The sequence below is a fragment of the Streptomyces sp. NPDC102270 genome (assembly GCF_044766405.1).
Taxonomy (GTDB): domain Bacteria; phylum Actinomycetota; class Actinomycetes; order Streptomycetales; family Streptomycetaceae; genus Streptomyces.
The window spans coordinates 227,970-245,748 of sequence record NZ_JBIWLX010000015.1 but is presented as its reverse complement, the minus strand read 5'-3'; the positions used below and the strand labels follow the sequence as shown (position 1 = coordinate 245,748).

General features: G+C 71.2%; 17 protein-coding genes. 12 read left to right on the top strand and 5 right to left on the bottom strand.

From position 1 onward, the window contains the following. Positions 1-21: 21 nt before the first annotated feature. Together ACIRP7_RS31065 and ACIRP7_RS31060 are read right to left on the bottom strand one after the other, a co-directional pair. Complete coding sequence (locus tag ACIRP7_RS31065) at positions 22-1,398, bottom strand: FAD-binding oxidoreductase (protein ID WP_403665924.1); 1,377 nt, start codon at positions 1,396-1,398, stop codon at positions 22-24. Beyond that, positions 1,395-1,751, bottom strand: a complete 357-nt coding sequence (locus ACIRP7_RS31060; protein WP_403665922.1) for an acyl-CoA dehydrogenase family protein — start codon at positions 1,749-1,751, stop codon at positions 1,395-1,397. The genes ACIRP7_RS31065 and ACIRP7_RS31060 overlap by 4 nt, the downstream gene beginning before the upstream one ends. A 320-nt stretch (positions 1,752-2,071) precedes the next feature. Between ACIRP7_RS31060 and ACIRP7_RS31055 the strand changes: the two genes are divergently transcribed. Beyond that, positions 2,072-2,920: a LysR family transcriptional regulator gene (locus ACIRP7_RS31055; protein WP_403665920.1), complete on the top strand. Its 849-nt coding sequence runs from the start codon at positions 2,072-2,074 to the stop codon at positions 2,918-2,920. A gap of 28 nt (positions 2,921-2,948) precedes the next feature. Here ACIRP7_RS31055 and ACIRP7_RS31050 read toward each other — a convergent pair whose 3' ends face one another. From ACIRP7_RS31050 to ACIRP7_RS31040, 3 genes are all read right to left on the bottom strand, one after another. Next, a complete protein-coding gene (locus tag ACIRP7_RS31050) occupies positions 2,949-3,338 on the bottom strand; it encodes a MarR family transcriptional regulator (RefSeq protein ID WP_352386224.1) in 390 nt (129 codons plus the stop codon). A gap of 64 nt (positions 3,339-3,402) precedes the next feature. After that, positions 3,403-3,753, bottom strand: a complete 351-nt coding sequence (locus ACIRP7_RS31045; RefSeq protein ID WP_403665918.1) for a VOC family protein — start codon at positions 3,751-3,753, stop codon at positions 3,403-3,405. Positions 3,754-4,368: 615 nt separating this feature from the next. Further along, positions 4,369-5,400, bottom strand: a complete 1,032-nt coding sequence (locus ACIRP7_RS31040) for a LacI family DNA-binding transcriptional regulator (protein ID WP_403665916.1) — start codon at positions 5,398-5,400, stop codon at positions 4,369-4,371. Positions 5,401-5,597: 197 nt separating this feature from the next. Between ACIRP7_RS31040 and ACIRP7_RS31035 the strand changes: the two genes are divergently transcribed. The 11 genes from ACIRP7_RS31035 (at position 5,598) to ACIRP7_RS30985 (ending at position 17,714) form a co-directional block, all read left to right on the top strand. After that, on the top strand, positions 5,598-7,619 hold the full coding sequence (locus ACIRP7_RS31035) for a beta-galactosidase (RefSeq protein WP_403665914.1): 2,022 nt from the start codon (positions 5,598-5,600) through the stop codon (positions 7,617-7,619). Between the two features lie 217 nt (positions 7,620-7,836). Beyond that, positions 7,837-8,124: an ArsR/SmtB family transcription factor gene (locus ACIRP7_RS31030; RefSeq protein WP_403665912.1), complete on the top strand. Its 288-nt coding sequence runs from the start codon at positions 7,837-7,839 to the stop codon at positions 8,122-8,124. 246 nt (positions 8,125-8,370) lie between these two features. Then, positions 8,371-8,826, top strand: a complete 456-nt coding sequence (crcB, locus tag ACIRP7_RS31025) for a fluoride efflux transporter CrcB (protein WP_352386217.1) — start codon at positions 8,371-8,373, stop codon at positions 8,824-8,826. After that, on the top strand, positions 8,823-9,239 hold the full coding sequence (locus ACIRP7_RS31020) for a DUF190 domain-containing protein (protein WP_403665910.1): 417 nt from the start codon (positions 8,823-8,825) through the stop codon (positions 9,237-9,239). Before crcB (ACIRP7_RS31025) ends, ACIRP7_RS31020 begins: the two co-directional genes overlap by 4 nt. Beyond that, positions 9,236-9,610: a fluoride efflux transporter CrcB gene (gene crcB, locus ACIRP7_RS31015; protein ID WP_403665908.1), complete on the top strand. Its 375-nt coding sequence runs from the start codon at positions 9,236-9,238 to the stop codon at positions 9,608-9,610. Before ACIRP7_RS31020 ends, crcB (ACIRP7_RS31015) begins: the two co-directional genes overlap by 4 nt. A 74-nt stretch (positions 9,611-9,684) precedes the next feature. Beyond that, complete coding sequence (locus tag ACIRP7_RS31010; RefSeq protein WP_403665906.1) at positions 9,685-10,521, top strand: undecaprenyl-diphosphate phosphatase; 837 nt, start codon at positions 9,685-9,687, stop codon at positions 10,519-10,521. 1,267 nt (positions 10,522-11,788) lie between these two features. Beyond that, positions 11,789-12,472, top strand: a complete 684-nt coding sequence (locus ACIRP7_RS31005) for a FadR/GntR family transcriptional regulator (RefSeq protein ID WP_403665904.1) — start codon at positions 11,789-11,791, stop codon at positions 12,470-12,472. After that, positions 12,469-13,917, top strand: a complete 1,449-nt coding sequence (locus ACIRP7_RS31000) for an amino acid permease (protein WP_403665902.1) — start codon at positions 12,469-12,471, stop codon at positions 13,915-13,917. The genes ACIRP7_RS31005 and ACIRP7_RS31000 overlap by 4 nt, the downstream gene beginning before the upstream one ends. 77 nt (positions 13,918-13,994) lie before the next feature. Beyond that, positions 13,995-15,011 carry an asparaginase gene (locus tag ACIRP7_RS30995; protein WP_403665900.1) on the top strand — a complete coding sequence of 339 codons (1,017 nt, stop codon included), beginning with the start codon at positions 13,995-13,997 and terminating at the stop codon, positions 15,009-15,011. A gap of 305 nt (positions 15,012-15,316) precedes the next feature. Continuing rightward, the gene (gene aspA, locus ACIRP7_RS30990) at positions 15,317-16,729 is read left to right on the top strand and encodes an aspartate ammonia-lyase (protein ID WP_403665898.1); all 1,413 of its coding nucleotides are present in this window, start codon (positions 15,317-15,319) and stop codon (positions 16,727-16,729) included. A 55-nt stretch (positions 16,730-16,784) separates the two neighbouring features. Then, on the top strand, positions 16,785-17,714 hold the full coding sequence (locus ACIRP7_RS30985; RefSeq protein ID WP_403665896.1) for a glutaminase: 930 nt from the start codon (positions 16,785-16,787) through the stop codon (positions 17,712-17,714). Positions 17,715-17,779: the final 65 nt, after the last annotated feature.

Below are 17,779 nucleotides of genomic sequence, written 5' to 3'. Positions count from 1 at the left end.
CAGCATGACCCCAAGCCGGGACTACAACGCCTTTCCGGGGTTGAGAATGCCCCGCGGGTCGAACACCTCCTTGATCCGCCGCTGCAACGCGTGCGCGGCGGGCCCGAGTTCCTCGGCCACCCACTGCCGCTTGAGCACCCCCACCCCGTGCTCCCCGGTCAGCGTCCCGCCGAGCCGCAGCGCCAGCGCGAAGATCTCGCCGGCCGCCTCCCACGCGGCGTCCGGCAGCCGGTCAAGGGACCGGTCGACGACGATGATCGGATGCAGGTTCCCGTCCGCCGCGTGCGCGATGGTGAACACGGGCACGTCGTGCCGGGACGAGATCGCCCGGATCTCCCGCACGGCCTCCGCGAGCCGGGAGCGCGGCACCGCGATGTCCTCGATCAGCGGGCGGCCCAGCCGCTCCAGAGCGGGCAGCGCGAGACGGCGGGCGGACAGCAGGGCCTCCGCCTCGACGGGGTCCTCGGTCATCTCCACCGTGGAGGCGAGGGGCGCCAGGAGCCGGGCGACCGCGGCCGCCTCGGCCGCCGCGCCCGCACCGTCGCACTGCACCACCAGCAGCGCGGCGCCCCGCTCCCGCAGCGCGGGGTCGACGGCGTGCAGCACGGGCCCGTCGACCAGCTCGGCCAGCGCGGGCTCGACCCCGGCCCGGGTGAGGGCGTACGAGGCCTCGGCCGCCGCCTCGAAGGAGGCGAAGTACGCGGCGAGCGTGGCCGTCGCCACCGGAATGGGCCTGAGCCGCAGGGTCGCCGAGGTGATCACCGCGAGCGTGCCCTCCGAGCCGGTCAGCAGCGCTGTGAGGTCGTAGCCGGTGACCCCCTTGACGGTACGGCGCCCGGTGCTGATCACCGTCCCGTCGGCCAGCACCCCCTGCAGGCCCAGCACACTGTCCCGGGTCACCCCGTACTTCGCGCACCTGAGGCCGCCGGCGTTGGTCGCGATGTTCCCGCCGATCGTGGACAGGGCCGCACTCGCCGGATCCGGCGCGTACCGCAGGCCGTGCGCGCCCGCCGCCCGGTCCAACTCGGCGGTGATGACGCCCGGTTCGACGACGGCGAGCTGGTCGTCGGCCGACAGGTCGAGGACGCGGTTCATCCGGGACAGGTCCAGGACGAGCACGCCGTCGCCCGCGGTCGCCCCGCCCGACAGGCCGGTGCCCGCCCCGCGCGGCACCACCGGCACCCCGAGGGCGTGCGCGTGCCGGAGCGTGACGGTGACGTCCTCGGTGCGCCGGGCGTGCACGACCGCGAGGGGTTCGCCGCCCGGTGCGGTTCCGGACCGGTCGGTGGCGTGGGCGGTGAGCACGTCCGGGTCGGTGGTCAGCCGGTCGGGCGGCAGATCGCGGGCGAGCAGGCCCAGGAACTGCGCGGACACGGTGGTCTCCGGTGCTGCCGTCACGGGTTCAGTGCCTTCGTTCCGATCGCGAGCAGGGAGATGTCCTCCTGGGGCGCGTGCACGGGCGCGCACTGGATGTCCCGGAAGTGCCGCTCCAACGGGTTGCCCCGGGACAGGCCCGGGTTCCCCAGCAGCCGTACCGCGAGCTCCACGGCCCGCACGCCGTGCCGGTCGGCCAGCACCCGGGCGCCCAGGGCCTGTTCGGGGGTGTACGCCGGGTCGTCGGCGTCCAGCTTCGCGCCACCGTCGAAGACCAACTGCTCGGCGGCGGCGAGCAGGACCTCGATCTCCCCGGCCGTGCGGCGGAAGCGTTCCGTACGGGCCACCGGATGACCGAGGTTGGCGGGCACCCGCATGGGCGAAGGTGTGGAAGAACGCCTGCGCGGCCCGCGCCACACCCAAGTAGACCGCGGCGAGCGGCAGATGGAGGGCGGCGCCCGCCCGGTTGTCCTGTTCGGCGGCCGGTCCGTGCGGCGCGAGCCCGATCACGTGCTCGTACGGCACCTCGGCGTCCCGGAAGGTCACGTCGTGGCTGCCGCTCGCCCGCAGCCCCAACTGGTCCCAGCGGCCGGTGATCTCGACACCGGGCGAATCACCGGGCACGAGGAAGGTGCCCTTCCGCATCGAAACCGATCAGCAATCGAGATCGATCGCGTGGAGCGGTTAGTGTCGCGACATGCCCCAGCCCGTCCTGGACCTCGTAGCCCTGCGCAGTCTGACCGCGATAGCCGACTGCGGCGGCTTCCACCGCGCCGCCCAGGTCCTCGCCCTGAGCCAGTCCGCGGTCAGTCAGCACGTCCGCAAGCTGGAGAAGACCCTGGGGCGTCCCGTCGTCGAGCGCGAGGGGCGCGGCACCCGCTTCACCCCCGAGGGACGCTTGCTGCTCGAACAGGCCCGCAGGATCCTCGCCGTTCACGACGAGGCCGTACGCACACTCCTCGGTGCCGAGGGCGACGTCGTGACCATCGGCTCCACCGAGCACGCCGCCGACCAGTTCCTGCCCCGGCTGACCGCCGCCGTCCAGGAGGTGCGCCCCGGCTGCCGGGTCCGCTTCCGCATCGACCGCTCCGCCCGGCTCGTGGAGGCCGTGGAGCGCGGCAGCGTCGATGTCGCGGTGTACGTCACCGAGGCCGCGGCAACCGAGGGTACCCGGGTGGGCGGGCTCCCGCTGACCTGGCACGCCGTGCCCGGCTGGGAGCCGCCGCAGGCCCCCGCGCCGGTGCCGCTGGTGGCCATCGAGGACCCGTGTGCGATCCGGCGGCGGGCGATCGCGACGCTGGCCGCGCGCGGGGTTCCCGCCGCGGTCGTCGGGGACGCGGGCTATCTCGCGGGGGTCCTGGACATCGCCCGCACCGGGCAGGGAGTGGCACTGCTGGCGGCCGTCGGACCCGCGCCCGACGGGCTGACCCCCTGCGAGGGCCTGCCCGAGGTCACCTCGATCCCCATGAGCGCGCTCGCCCGGCCGGGCGCGGACCCGGCGACCGTCGAGGCCGCGTTCGCCGCCGTACGGGAGTTGCTGGCGTAGACCGTGCCGCCCGGCGGGGGAAGGCCTGCTAGTCGTGGAGCATTTCCGCCAGCACGCCACGCTGCAGCGGCAGCACCTCGGCGTGCAGGTCGCGGCCCTTGCGGGTGAGGGACACCCACACGCCCCGCCGGTCCTCCGCGCACATGGACCGCTCCACCAGGCCGTCCTTCTCCAAGCGGCCGATCAGCCGGGACAGTGCGCTCTGGCTCAGATGCACCCGCCCGACGAGGTTCTGCACCCGGCACTGGTCGCCCTCCCGGGGCGACTCGGTGGCGAGGATGTCGAGCACCTCGAAATCGCTCGCGCCCAGCCCGTAGGGGTGCAGCGCGCGGTCGATCTCGCACATCGTGCGCGCGTGCACCGACAGGATGTCCCGCCACCGCTGCTCGAGGCCGGTCGAGACCGTGTTCACCGCCATACATGCACGGTAACACCGATCCGCTCATTGTTGCCTGTGCAACTACTGCGTATGCAAGTAAGTTTCAGGCCCGCGGGTCCTGGGTGATCCCCACGAGGTTGCCGTCCGCGTCCTTGACGAAGGCGATCAGCTTGCCGCCGCCGACGTCCTGGACGTCCTGCAGCGTCTCGGCCCCCGCCGCCACCAGCGCCGCGAGCGTCGCCCGGATGTCGTCGACGTGCCAGTACGGCACCGGGCCGGTCATGCCCCTGGCGTGCCCGTTCGGGTCGAGGCCGACATCCTGTCCCGCGTCCTTGAAACCGACGTAGTACGGCTCGTCCGCATACGGCTCCACCCCCAGCAGCGCGCTGAACAGGGCCTTCGCGGCGGCCAGGTCCTTGACGGGGTAGATGATCGTCTTGAGGCCGGCAGTCATGGTGTGCTCCTCGTGTGATGTCCCCGACGGGTCTGTGTCGGTGGTTTCACGCTAGGCCGGGGGAGGGTGGGTGCGCTTCTCCGATCCTGACCGGTCACGGCGACGGCGGCCTGCCGGAGCAGCGTGGAATGCCGTACGGCGACCCCCGTGCCCATCGTGCGGTCGGCGGCGACCTGGCCACCTCGCCACGCGTGCCCGCTCGACCTCATACGGACATGACCTCGCACCAGGCGCGCATGACAGGCGACAGGGGACGGCCGACACTTTCCTCGGCCGCCTGCGCACTGTCCCCGCGGACCGCAGCATGCAGGGCTACCGCGCCGGCGCCGGTGCTTCCCGAACTGGCCGAGCCCTACCGGGTTCTGGCGGAACCACGCCCCGTTGTCGCCCCCGTAGGACGTACCGCCCCCGCCCGGTCCGACCCGTGAGACCGTGCTCGCGCGTGCCGATCTGATCGCCGTGCCTCGGGCGTCCGCGCTGCCGTTGCCCGGCAGCCTTTCTGCCCGCGCCGCTGACCGAGTCGCCGAGCAGCATGAACGTGTCGGCTGGCGGGGTCGCCTGTCAGCGACCCCTGCCGAGGTTCCCGATGGGCCCCGGCCCCACCTCGCCCCCGGCTCACGTCGACTCGCGTCGCACCAGTTCCGTGGGCAGGATCACCGCCGCCGGATCCTCGCCGCCCAGCTGGGCCAGCAGCACCCGCACCATCTCGGCGCTGATGCGGTCGTAGGGCTGGCGGATCGTGGTGAGGGCAGGGGTGGCCTCCATGGCCGCGATGGAGTCGTCGAAGCCGCCCACGGCCACGTCCTCGGGGATCCGGCGGCCTGCTCGGCGCAGGGCCGTCAGGGCGCCGAGCGCCATGAGGTCGGAGGCGACGAACACGGCGTCCAGGTCCGGGGCCTGGGCCAGCAGCCGCTCGGCGCCCGCCTCTCCGGCGGCCCGGCTGTAGTCGCCGGAGACGACGAGCCGCTCGTCGATCTCGACACCCGCCTCCGTCAGCACCTCCTTGTAGCCGGCGAGACGGTCGACCCCGCCGGGTGAGTCCAGCGGCCCGGTCACGATGCCGATCCGGCGGCGGCCCAGCGACAGCAGATGGCGCACCATGTCACGGGCGCCGTCGCGGTCGTCCGCGGCCACGTAGCTCACCTTCGAGCCGGACCGCATGGGCTTGCCGCACTGCACGACGGGCACGCCCGCCTTGTGCAGTTCCTCGGCCACCGGGTCCGCGGAGTGGCTGGTGACCAGCAGTACGCCGTCGAGGTGGCCCGCCGTGATGAACCGCTTGATCCGGCGCCGCTCGTCCTCGGTCCCCGCCAGCATCAGCAGCAGCGGGATGTCGTGCGCGGCCAGCGCCTGGGTGCAGCCGCGCAGCAGCACGTTGAAGTTGGGGTCCTCGAAGAACCGCTCCTGGGGCTCCGTGAGCAGGAAGCCCACCGAGTCGGAGCGGCCGGTGATCAGTGAGCGGGCGTGCCGGTTGACGACGTACCCCGTCTTGCGGATGGCGGCGTTGACCGCCTCCAGCGCGGGAGGGCTCACGTAGTGTCCGCCGTTGAGCACACGCGAGACCGTGCCCCGCGAGACCCCGGCCTCGCGGGCCACGTCGTGGATCGTCGGTGGCTTGCGCCGGCCCCCCGCATTGTTCATGGTCAAGACTCTAAGGCTCTCTGGGGCGAGGAGGGGCGTTCGTACGGCGGAACGGTTCCCGAGGGCTGCGAACAGGCTGGGATCGTGCACAGGAATGACCCACGTAAGGCACTTGGCAAGCTTTGCCTCTATGCGGTTATCTTGGGGCGCACGCTGTAGGGGTCGTGTGTGCACGTTCCCACCTACTCAAACGGGAGAGAGTCATGCCGGAGACCACCCCCAGGGGCCTCACCAGGCTTGCCTTCGGCGGGGACTACAACCCGGAGCAGTGGCCCGAGAGTGTCTGGGACGAGGACGTCCGGCTGATGCGCGAGGCCGGGGTGACCATGGTCAGCGTGGGGATCTTCTCCTGGGCGCTCCTGGAGCCGGAACCGGGTGTGTACGACTTCGGCTGGCTGGACCGGATCCTCGGCCTGCTCCACGAGAACGGCGTCCGCGTCGACCTCGGCACGCCCACCGTCGTCCCGCCCGCCTGGTTCTACCGCGCCCACCCCGACGCGCTGCCCGTCACGGCCGACGGCACCCGCCTCGCGTTCGGCTCCCGCGGCGCCATCTGCCACAGCAACAGCGCCTACCGCGCGGCCGCCGCGAACATCACCACCCGGCTCGCCGAGCGCTACGCCGACCATCCTGCCCTCGCGATGTGGCACGTGCACAACGAGTATGGCGTCCCCGTCTCCGCCTGCTACTGCGAGTCCTGCGCCGCCCACTTCCGCCGCTGGCTGGAGACGACGTACGGCGGGGTCGACGGCGTCAACGAGGCATGGGGCACCGCCTTCTGGGGCCAGCACTACACGAGCGTCGAGCAGATCGACCCGCCGCGCACCGCGGCCACCGTCGGCAACCCCGGCCAGGCGCTGGACTACAAGCGCTTCGCCGACGCGACCATGCGCGAGAACTTCCGTATGGAGCGGGACATCCTGCACCGGCTCTCCCCGGGCGTCCCGGTCACCACCAACTTCATGACCGCGCTCAGCCAGTGCGACTCCGTCGACTACTGGGCCTGGGGCCGCGAGGTGGACATCGTCACCAACGACCACTACCTCATCACCGACGGCCGCCGCACCCACGTCAACCTCGCCATGGCCGCCGACCTCACCCGCTCGGTCGCGGGCGGCGCCCCCTGGATCCTGCTCGAGCACTCCACCTCGGGCGTCAACTGGCAGCCCCGCAACCCCGCCAAGGCCCCCGGCCAGATGGCCCGCAACTCCCTGGCGCACGTGGCCCGCGGCTCCGAGGGCGCCATGTTCTTCCAGTGGCGCCAGTCCCGGCGCGGCGCCGAGAAGTTCCACTCGTCGATGGTCCCGCACGGCGGCACCGACACACGCGTGTGGCGTGAGGTCGTCGAACTGGGCGCCTCGCTGGACTCGTTGAGCACGATCCGCGGCACTCGCACCCAGGCGGACGTGGCCGTCCTGTGGGACTGGCACTCCTGGTGGGCGCAGAACCTCGACTGGCGCCCCAGCGAGGACCACGACGCCCGCGAGCGCGCCGACGCCTTCTACGAGGCCCTCTACGACCGCCACCTCACGGTCGACTTCGCCCACCCGGAAGCCGACTTGTCGGCTTATCCCCTTGTCGTCGTCCCCGCCCTGTACCTGATGACGGAGACCGCGGGAAACAACCTCAAGGAGTACGTCGCGAACGGCGGCACCCTGGTCGTGTCGTACTTCTCCGGCATCGTCGACGAGTACGACGCCGTCCACGCGGGCGCGTACCCGGGGGCGCTCAGGGACGTCCTGGGCCTGACCGTGGAGGAGTTCTCGCCGCTGCTGCCGGACCGGTTGGTCCGCATCACCGGCCCCGACGGCTCCGAGCTCACCGGCGACGTGTGGACCGAGTTCGTGGTGCCGTGCGGTGCCGAGACCGTGTGGACGTACGCCGACGGCCTGGCCGCCGGCCACCCCGCCGTCACCCGGCACCGGCACGGCGAGGGCACCGCCTGGTACGTCTCCACGCGCCTGGCCGCCCAGGGCCTGGACGCGCTGCTCGGTTGGGCGGCCGAGGACGCCCAGCTCCCCTCCCGCGCCGACCTGCCCCACGACGTCGAGGTGGTCCGGCGGAACGGAGAGACCGGTTCCTACGTCTTCGTGATCAACCACACCGCGTCGGAGGCCAAGGTTTCCCTGAACGCGGCGGGCACCGAACTGCTGACCGGTGAACGTGCGGCGGGCCGACTCGCCGTCCCGGCGGGCGCCGTGCGGGTCGTACGACTCGACGGCTGAACCGACTCCCCTCCGCCCGCGAGACCACGAGCCGCGGGCGGAGGGGGCCTCACCTCCGGACCCCCTTCACGGCCTCCGGCCCGGCCCGGACACGCGCGAACGGCCTTTTGCCACAGGGGAGTTCGATCGATCTCGGACAAGCTCGGCGACTCCGGGACAGGGCGGCTTCTCCTGCGGGACAGTGGACACACGCAGAAGGAGGGGCGGAGGGGACGAGATGCTGAGGACTCCGGCCAACCACAGGCGCCTGGACATCCTTGAGTGGCTGAAGGATCCCGCCGCGCACTTCCCGCCGCAGCGGCACGGCGATCCCGCCCAGGACGGAGTCACCGCGCACGCGGTAGCGGCCAAGCTCGGCGTGCCCCGCTCGGTCGCGCAGACCCACCTCGGCCTCCTCGTGGACATCGGCCTGCTGCGCACCAGGAGAATCCGGTGGCGTACCTACTACCGGCGCGACGAGATGCGCATCGCCGAGGTGGCCCGCATGTTCGAGAAGGGCTGGTAGCGGCCGCACCGGTGGTGCCCGCTTCCGCATGGTCACCAGTGTCTGCGAGGCCCTGTGGGGGCCGACCGTCGTGAAGTGACCCCGGCGGCGCCCCGGCGTTACCCTGGTCCTCGGTCGCGATCACCCTCGCGACACCGGCGGTGGGGCCCGCCGTACCCGAACCGCGGCGAAGGCGCCGGCAACGGTCCCTACTTGCGAGGAAACGTGCCCGCACGCCCGGGCCCCGGCGAGTAGGAGAGCACGACGATGACAGCCCCGGAGAGCGTGCGCGCCCCCGCCAGAGCCCCACGCCGCTCCCTCCTGCAGGGCCAGGCACCCATTGTCGCGGTGGTCGCGCTCGGCGGCGCCCTGGGCGCCACGGCCCGGTACGCCCTCGCCCTGCACTGGCCCACCCCGCCCGGCGGATTCCCCTGGGCAACGTTCTGGACCAACGTCGTCGGCTGTGCCGTCATCGGCGTGTTCATGGTGGTCATCACCGACGTGTGGGCCGCCCACCGCCTGGTCCGCCCCTTCTTCGGCACCGGCGTCCTCGGAGGCTTCACCACCTTCTCGACCTACGCCGTCGACATCCAGAAACTCGTCGACCACGGCCGGCCCGGCACCGGCCTGGCCTACCTCGCCGCCACCCTGCTCGCGGCCCTCACAGCGGTGTGGCTCGCCTCCACGGCGGCCCGCCGCGTCCTGAAGTGGAGACAGCCATGACAAGGCTGACCGGCAACGCCCTGCGCCTGACCGTCCACATCGGCGAGAACGACACCTGGCACCACAAGCCCCTCTACGCCGAGATCGTGCACCGCGCCCACGCCGCCGGTCTCGCCGGGGCCAGCGTCTTCCGCGGCATCGAGGGCTTCGGCGCCTCCTCCCTCATCCACACCTCCCGACTGCTCTCCCTCAGCGAGGACCTGCCGGTGGCCGTCGTCATCGTCGACACCGAGCCACGCGTGCGTGAGTTTCTGCCGCAGCTCGACGAACTCGTCACCGAGGGCCTGGTGACCCTCGACGCCTGCGAGGTCATCCGGTACGTCGGCCGCGACGGGAAGCAGGACAAGAGCCAGGACAAGAGCCAGGACGGGATACAGGGCAAAGCGGGCACGAAGGGTAAGAAGTCGTTGTGAACTGGCTGCTGGTCGTCGCGGGCGCCATGGTCGGCGCCCCGCTGCGCTATCTCACCGACCGCGCGGTGCAGTCACGGCACGACTCGGTCTTCCCCTGGGGCACCTTCGCCGTCAACGTCACGGGCTGTCTGATCCTCGGCCTGCTCACCGGCGCGGTGACGGCGGGGGCTGCCGGACCCCACCTCCCGTTGTTGCTGGGCACCGGCCTGTGCGGGGCGCTGACGACGTACTCGACGTTCTCGTACGAGACGCTGCGGCTGACGGAGACCGGGGCACGCTTCTATGCCGCCGCCAACGTGGTGGCGAGCGTGGTGGCGGGGCTGGGGGCGGCGTTCGCGGGGGTGGCGCTGGCGCAGGTGGTGTGGGCGTAGGTAGTCCGTTCTCGCCCGCGTGTAGTAAGACTGTGGGCTCCGCACCTGCCTTCCCCTGAGAAGAACTGGATCCCATGAGCGTCATCAGCGTCGGTCAGGCCGTCGTCCTCGGAGCCGTCGAGGGGGTGACCGAGTTCCTGCCCGTATCGTCAACCGGTCATCTGAAGATCGTCGAGGGGTTGATGAACATCCCCGTCGACGACGACGCCGTCGTCGGGTTCTCGGCCGTCATCCAGGTCGGCGCGATCGCCGCCGTGCTCGTGTACTTCTTCAAGGACATCGTGCGGATCGTCTCCGCGTGGGGGAGAGGGCTGGTCAACAAGGAGGAGCGGTATCACCACGACTACAAGTTCGCCTGGTGGGTGATCGCCGCGACCGTCCCGATCGTCATCGTCGGCCTCGCCGCCAAGCCGCTCATCGAGGGGCCGCTCGCCTCCCTGTGGGTGGTCGCGGGCTCCCTGATCGTCGGCAGTGGTGTGATGTGGGCGGCGGACCAGATGGGCCGGCACAAGCGCGGTGAGGACGACACCTCGTTCAAGGACGCGATGCTGGTCGGCAGTTCGCAGATCCTCGCACTGCTCTTCCCCGGCTTCTCCCGCTCCGGCGCCACCATGTCCACGGCGCTCATCCTGGACCTCGACCGCGTGGCCGCCACCCGCCTCTCCTTCTTCCTCGGCATCCCCGCCCTCACCGGCGCCGGCATCTACGAGCTCAAGGACGCCCTGGGCGCGGGCGTGGGCGCGGCCCCGCTCGCCGTCGGCACGGCCGTCTCCTTCGTCGTCGCGTACGCCTCCATCGCCTGGCTGCTGAAGTTCGTGGCCAAGTACTCCTTCAACGCCTTCGTGATCTACCGCGTCATCGTGGGCCTGCTCCTCTTCGGCCTGCTGACCACGGGTGCCCTCGACAGCTGAGCGCTGGGGGGCGCCCGGGTGCCGACCGCTGCGAGGCGGGGCGCGGCCGTCACGGTGTGCGGGCGCGACCGTCGCGGGACCGAGGCAGTAGCCACCACGGGGCCAGAGCTGGTGACAGTCAAGGGGCGCGGGTGGTGACTGGGACGCGGCGCCACCGCTACGGGCCGGGGTAGTGGCCGTCGCGGGCCCCGCGGGGAGCGTCGCGGGGCCGGAGGTGGTGACCGGTATGGGTGAGGGGCGGGCCCACCAGGGCCGGGTGACGATCGTTGCGGGCATACGGCGGCGCCTGCCACGGAGTGAGGCGTGGCCCCTCACGGGGGTGCGGTGGCCGTCGCAGGGCCGGGCGGCAACCGTCAGGGGCCCGGTGGTGGCGACCGTCACGGGTCCGATCGCGGCCGTCAGGGGGCCGGCGGTGGTGACCGGTACGAGGTGCGGGGCGGGGACCGTCGCGAGGTCGGGCGCCGATCGTTGCGGTTTCGGGGGCGGCGCCCGTCACGGCTTCGGGCATGGCCCCTCGCCAGGTGCGGCAGCCGTCACGGCTGCCAGGCAGTGGCCGCCGTAGAGTCCAAAGGTGGCGCCCGTCGCGGAACCGAGGCAGTGGCCGCTACGGGGTCCAGGGGACGTGACCGTCGCGGAACCGAGGCAAAGGTCGCCACGGCGTCCAAGGGACGTGACCGTGACGGATCCGAGGCAGTGGCCGCCGTAGAGTCCAAGGGTGGCGCCCGTCGCGGAACCGAGGCAGTGGCCGCTACGGGGTGCAAGGGACGTGACCGTCGCGGACCGAGGAAAGGGTCGCCACGGCGTCCAAGGGACGTGACCGTGACGGAACCGAGGCAGTGGCCGCCGTAGAGCCCAAGGGCGGCGCCCGTCGCGGAACCGAGGCAGTGGCCGCTACGGGGTCCAGGACGTGACTGTCGCGGAACCGAGGCAGTGGCCGCTACGGGGTCCAGGACGTGACTGTCGCGGAACCGAGGCAGTGGCCGCTACGGGGTCCAAGGGACGTGACCGTCGCGGACCGAGGAAAGGGTCGCCACGGCGTCCAAGGGACGTGACCGTCACGGCTCCGAGTCATCGACCGCCACGCAATGCAAGGTCGGCGCCCGCCACAAGCCCGAACAGTGACCGCCACGGGGTGCGACGCGCCCCCGGGCTCCTCGCACCGCTTCAGCCGCCCCCTTGACAGCACCCTCCCGGCGCCCGGAGTATCACTCACGTGAACCTGTCAGACAGCCGGACAGCCAGTCAGCCTCCGCGGCGCATCAGTGCCATGGAGGCGGTGCTGGCGCATCTGCGTGGCGCCATCGAGCGCGGGGAGTACGCCATCGGCGACAGGCTCCCCTCCGAGGCGGAGCTCTGCCGAACCCTGGAGATCAGCCGGCCCGTCCTGCGCGAGGCCCTCAGGTCCCTGCAGACCATGGGCCTGACGGTCTCCAAGACCGGCAAGGGAACCTTCGTCGTGGCCAACGCGGTGGAGGACCCCACCTTCGGCGACTACGCGGCCAGCGACCTCCTGGAGGTGCGCCGCCACGTCGAGATCCCGGTCGCCGGGTACGCGGCCCTGCGCCGCACCCCGGAGAACCTCGACCACCTGGCCCACCTCCTGGACCGGATGGAACAGGAGACCGACACCACGGCCTGGGTCGCGATGGACACCCTCTTCCACCTCGCCGTGGCCGAGGCCGCCCAGAACCCGGTGTTCCGCCGGGTCATCGAGGAGATCCGGGACGCACTGGCGCGTCAGTCGGCCTTCCTCAACGAACTGGGCGGCCGCCGGGAACAGTCCAACCGCGAACACCGCGCGATCGTCGAGGCGCTGATCGACGGTTCCGAGCACGACGCGGTGGAGGCGATGTCCCACCATCTCGACCGCGTCGAGACCACCCTCACCGACATCGTGCGTTCCCCGACCACGGGCACGAACACCTCCACGGAAGGCGAGTCCCAGGCGTGAGCGAGCAGTCCCTGCACGACGGCGTGCAGAAACGTTCCGGCCATGTCGACGCCGGAGACCAGGGCTACAGCAAGTCCCTCAAGTCACGACACGTCAACATGATCGCCATCGGCGGCGCGATCGGCACCGGCCTCTTCCTCGGCGCCGGCGGCCGCCTCGCCGACGCCGGCCCCTCCCTGTTCATCGCCTACGCGGTCTGCGGAGTCTTCGCCTTCCTCGTCGTGCGCGCCCTCGGCGAACTCGTCCTGTACCGGCCCTCCTCCGGCGCCTTCGTGTCGTACGCCCGGGAGTTCCTCGGCGAGAAGGGCGCCTACGTCGCCGGCTGGATGTACTTCCTCAACTGGGCCACCACCGGCATCGCCGACATCACCGCCGTCGCCCTCTACACCCACTACTGGGGCATGTTCTCCGACATCCCGCAGTGGGTGATCGCCCTCGTCGCGCTCGCGGTCGTCCTCACCGTCAACCTCATCTCGGTGCGGATGTTCGGCGAGCTGGAGTTCTGGTTCGCCATCATCAAGGTGGGCGCGCTCGTGGCGTTCATGCTGATCGGCGTCTTCCTGCTGGCCACCCGGCACCCGATCGACGGCCACCACCCCGGCCCGTCACTGATCACCGACAACGGCGGCGTCTTCCCCAACGGCCTGCTGCCCATGCTGCTGATCATCCAGGGTGTCGTCTTCGCCTACGCCTCCGTCGAACTGGTCGGCGTCGCCGCGGGCGAGACCGAGAACCCCGAGAAGATCATGCCCAAGGCGATCAACTCGATCATGTGGCGCGTCGGCGTCTTCTACGTCGGCTCGGTCCTCCTGCTGTCGATGCTGCTGCCCTGGAACAAGTACACGGGCGGCGAGAGCCCCTTCGTGACCGTCCTGTCCAACATCGGCATCCCGGCGGCCGGCGGCGTGATGAACCTCGTCGTCCTCACCGCGGCCATGTCCTCGCTCAACTCCGGCCTGTACTCCACCGGCCGCATCCTGCGCTCCATGGCCATGTCCGGCTCGGCGCCCAGGTTCACGGGCGTGATGAGCCGCAGCCAGGTCCCCTACGGCGGCATCCTGCTCACCAGCGGTATGTGCGTCCTCGGTGTCGGCCTCAACTATGTGGTCCCCGCCGACGCGTTCGAGATCGTGCTGAACTTCGCCGCCATCGGCATCCTCGCCACCTGGGGCATGATCATGGTCTGTCACCTGCTCTTCTGGCAGAAGACCGAGAAGGGCGACCTGACCCGCCCCGGCTACCGACTGCCCGGATCCCCCTGGACCGAACTCGTGACGCTGGCCTTCCTCGCCTCCGTCCTGGTCCTCATGTACGCCGACGGCGGCGCCGGCCGCACCACCGTGCTGTGCCTCCCGCTGATCGTCGCCGCCCTGGTCGCGGGCTGGTTCGCCGTCCGCGGCAGGGTGTCCCGTACCTCCACCGAGAGCGAATCGACCGGCGCGTGACCGAACGCGCGCAATCCGAGCCCGAACCGACCGGCACGCACGCGTGACCCGCGTGACATCCGGAGAAGCAGGAAGTGATGCACAGCAGTCCCGTCGCGGCCGCACCCCTGGTCCGTGAACCCCTCCATGCTCCCGTCGCCCACCTCATCCGCGGTGGGCTGATCGAGGGCACCCACTACGGTTCCGTCGTCGTCCTCGACGGCGACGGGGACGTCCGCTTCCAACTCGGCGACATCGAGGCCGCGTTCTATCCGCGGTCCGCGCTCAAACCGGTCCAGGCCGTCGCCATGGTCCGGGCCGGGCTGCCGCTCGACGGCGAGCTCCTCTCGCTCACCGCGGCCAGCCACTCCGGCGAGGAACGCCACCTCGCGGGAGCCCGGCGGATCCTGGAGCTCGCGGGTGTGTCCGAGGACGACCTGCGCAACGTCCCGGACATGCCGTTCGGCCCGGCCGTCCGGGACAGCTGGATCCGGGAGGGCCGCGGGCCCTCCCGGCTCGCCCAGAACTGCTCCGGCAAGCATGCGGCGATGCTCTACACGTGCGTGCTCAACGACTGGCCTCTCGACGGCTACCTCGACCCCTCGCATCCGCTCCAGCAGGCGATCGCCGAGATCGTCGAGGACCTGACCGGGCAGCGGATCGCGCGCGTGACCGTCGACGGCTGCGGTGCCCCCTTGTTCTCCGTCTCGCTGCACGGTCTCGCCCGGGCCGCCGCACGGATCACCTCGGCGCCTCCCGGTACGCCCGAGGCCCGGGTCGCCGACGCGATGCGGGAGCACGCGGAGATGGCGTCCGGGGCGGGGCGGGACGTTGCCGCGCTGATGAAGGCCGTACCCGGGCTCCTCGCGAAGGACGGCTTCGAGGGCGTCCAGGTCGCCGCGCTGCCGGACGGGCGCGCTGTCGCCGTGAAGATCTCCGACGGGGCGAACCGGGCGCGGGTGCCGGTCGCTGCGGCGGCGTTGGCGTGGGCCGGGGTTTCGCCGGATCTGCTCACCGAGTTCCAGGGGGAGGCGCTGCTCGGCGGCGGTGTCGAGGTCGGGCGTGTGCGGCCCGTTCGATCGCTGGAGCCGGTTGCCGCGTCGGCTTGCGCCTAGGGCCCTTCTGATGGATCTCCGCGGCGTCGCGACGCCCGGCACGCACGCTCACCGCACGGCGTGGAGGGCCAGGTGACTCCGCCACATGACCCTCCACGCCGCACGCCGATCGCACGCACCGAACGCCGCTCCTTCTTCCACGGAGATCCATCGGAAGGGCCCTAGCGGCCCGGACGCACTTGTCGTTCGGCGGCTGCGGGTCGTCTGTGGCTGGTCGCGCCCACGCGACGGAGCCGCATACCGATGCAGCCCCGGGCCCCTGAAAGAACTCACCTGATCCCCTGCAGACAAGGACCCGTACCCTCATGACCGCCGCCGTCATCCGCCGTGAGCACGACCTCCTCGGCGACCGCGACGTCCCCGTCGATGCCTACTGGGGTGTCCACACCCTGCGTGCCACCGAGAACTTCCCCATCACCGGCACCCCGATCTGTGCCTACCCGCACCTCATCGACGCCCTGGCCGCCGTCAAGGAGGCCGCCGCGCTCGCCAACGAGGAGCTCGGGCTGCTGGAGCCGAAGAAGGCCGCCGCGATCGTCGAGGCCTGCCGGGAGATCCGGGACGGCAAGCTGCACGAGCAGTTCGTGGTCGACGTGATCCAGGGCGGGGCCGGCACCTCCACCAACATGAACGCCAACGAGGTCATCGCGAACCGGGCGTTGGAGCTGCTGGGCCACGAGAAGGGGCAGTACTCGTTCCTGCACCCCAACGAGGACGTCAACCTGGGCCAGTCGACCAATGATGTCTACCCGACCGCCGTCAAGGTGGCCACGGTCTTCGCCGTGCGTGGGTTGCTCAACGCGATGGCTGTACTGCAGGACGCGTTCGCCCGTAAGGCCGTCGAGTTCCGCGAGGTGCTCAAGATGGGCCGTACACAGTTGCAGGACGCGGTGCCCATGACGCTCGGTCAAGAGTTCTCGGCCTATGCCGTCATGATGGACGAGGACCGTCACCGTCTTGACGAAGCCGTCCAGTTGATCCATGAGATCAACCTGGGCGCCACGGCCATCGGGACGGGGCTCAATGCTCCCGCCGGATACGCCGAGTCCGCCCGCCGCCACCTCGCGGAGATCACCGGGCTGCCGCTGGTCACCGCCGCCAACCTGGTCGAGGCCACCCAGGACTGCGGTGCGTTCGTCCAGATGTCCGGCGTGCTCAAGCGGATCGCCGTGAAGCTGTCGAAGAGCTGCAACGACCTGCGGCTGCTGTCCTCCGGGCCCCGTGCCGGCCTCGGTGAGATCAACCTGCCGCCCGTACAGGCCGGTTCGTCGATCATGCCCGGCAAGGTCAACCCGGTGATCCCCGAGGTCGTCAACCAGGTCGCCTTCGAGGTGATCGGCAACGACGTCACCATCACCATGGCCGCCGAGGCCGGACAGCTCCAGCTCAACGCCTTCGAGCCGATCATCCTGCACTCCCTCTCGGAGTCCGTCACGCACCTCCGGGCGGCCTGCCTGACCCTCGCCGAGCGCTGCGTGGACGGGATCACCGCCAACACCGAGGCGCTGCGGGCGAGCGTGGAGAACTCCATCGGCCTGGTCACCGCCCTCAACCCGCACATCGGCTACACGGCCGCCACGGACATCGCCAAGGAGGCCCTCGCCACCGGTCGCGGCGTGGCCGAACTCGTCCTGGAGAAGGGTCTGTTGCCCGCCGAGACCCTCACCGAGCTGCTGCGCCCGGAGGTCCTTGCGGGCAGCGGCTCCCCCCTGGCCTGACGGCCCCACCTGTGGAGACACGCGCCAGGACCGGCCCGGAGGCACAATAGTGATCATGACAACGACCTCGTCGCTCACCTTCCAGCCGGTCCTGGAGCGCATCGCCGAGGAGATCGGACGCAGCCCGGGCCGTGGCCGTGCCGCCGACTACATCCCGGCGCTCGCCGCCTGCGACCCGCGCAGCTTCGGCATGGCCGTCGCGGAGCTGGACGGCACGGTGTACGGCGTCGGGGACTGGCGCGAGCCGTTCTCGACGCAGTCCATCACCAAGGTCTTCACCCTCGCGCTCGTCCTGGCCCGCGAGGGCGACGCACTCTGGGAGCACGTGGGCCGCGAACCCTCCGGCAACCCCTTCAACTCCCTGGTGCAGCTGGAGTACGAGAACGGCATCCCGCGCAACCCGTTCATCAACGCGGGCGCCCTCGTCGTCACCGACCGCCTCCACAGCCGTACCGGAGATGCGGCGGGCGAGTTGTTGTCCTTCCTGCGCGAGGAGAGCGGCAACCCGGCGTTGGACTTCGACGAGGAGGTGGCCGCCTCCGAGTCCGCCCACGGTGACCGCAACGCCGCACTGGCCCACTTCATGGCCGCGTACGGCAACATCGACAACGAGATCCCGGTCCTGCTCGACCAGTACTTCCGTCAGTGCTCGATCAGGGCGTCCTGTGCCGACCTGGCCCTGGCCACCACCTTCCTCGCCCGCCACGGCATCCGTGCCGACGACAGCCGCCTGCTCACCCTCAGCCAGGCCAAACAGATCAACGCGATCATGCTGACCTGCGGCACGTACGACGCGGCGGGCGACTTCGCCTACCGGGTGGGCCTGCCCGGCAAGAGCGGAGTGGGCGGCGGAATCATCGCGGTGGTACCGGGCCGCTGCACGCTGTGTGTCTGGAGTCCGGGCCTGGACGAGCGCGGCAACTCCGTGGCGGGGGTGGCGGCCCTGGACAGGTTCACGACGCTGACGGGTCTGTCCGTGTTCTGAGACGGGGTGAGCGCATCCCGCGCCCGACCACGCACCGGTCACACCCCGGTCGCCACGTCGTCGCC

What these genes read in the sequence shown, in the direction of transcription:
- ACIRP7_RS31050 (WP_352386224.1), bottom strand. Translation starts at nt 3,338, where the DNA reads ATGGCGGTGAACACGGTCTCGACCGGCCTCGAGCAGCGGTGGCGGGAC.
- aspA (WP_403665898.1), top strand. Translation starts at nt 15,317, where the DNA reads ATGACCGCCGCCGTCATCCGCCGTGAGCACGACCTCCTCGGCGACCGC.
- ACIRP7_RS31045 (WP_403665918.1), bottom strand. Translation starts at nt 3,753, where the DNA reads ATGACTGCCGGCCTCAAGACGATCATCTACCCCGTCAAGGACCTGGCC.
- ACIRP7_RS31005 (WP_403665904.1), top strand. Translation starts at nt 11,789, where the DNA reads ATGGAGGCGGTGCTGGCGCATCTGCGTGGCGCCATCGAGCGCGGGGAG.
- ACIRP7_RS31020 (WP_403665910.1), top strand. Translation starts at nt 8,823, where the DNA reads ATGACAAGGCTGACCGGCAACGCCCTGCGCCTGACCGTCCACATCGGC.
- ACIRP7_RS30985 (WP_403665896.1), top strand. Translation starts at nt 16,785, where the DNA reads ATGACAACGACCTCGTCGCTCACCTTCCAGCCGGTCCTGGAGCGCATC.
- crcB (WP_352386217.1), top strand. Translation starts at nt 8,371, where the DNA reads ATGACAGCCCCGGAGAGCGTGCGCGCCCCCGCCAGAGCCCCACGCCGC.
- ACIRP7_RS31055 (WP_403665920.1), top strand. Translation starts at nt 2,072, where the DNA reads ATGCCCCAGCCCGTCCTGGACCTCGTAGCCCTGCGCAGTCTGACCGCG.
- ACIRP7_RS31035 (WP_403665914.1), top strand. Translation starts at nt 5,598, where the DNA reads ATGCCGGAGACCACCCCCAGGGGCCTCACCAGGCTTGCCTTCGGCGGG.
- ACIRP7_RS31060 (WP_403665922.1), bottom strand. Translation starts at nt 1,751, where the DNA reads ATGCGGGTGCCCGCCAACCTCGGTCATCCGGTGGCCCGTACGGAACGC.
- ACIRP7_RS31030 (WP_403665912.1), top strand. Translation starts at nt 7,837, where the DNA reads ATGCTGAGGACTCCGGCCAACCACAGGCGCCTGGACATCCTTGAGTGG.
- ACIRP7_RS31010 (WP_403665906.1), top strand. Translation starts at nt 9,685, where the DNA reads ATGAGCGTCATCAGCGTCGGTCAGGCCGTCGTCCTCGGAGCCGTCGAG.
- ACIRP7_RS30995 (WP_403665900.1), top strand. Translation starts at nt 13,995, where the DNA reads ATGCACAGCAGTCCCGTCGCGGCCGCACCCCTGGTCCGTGAACCCCTC.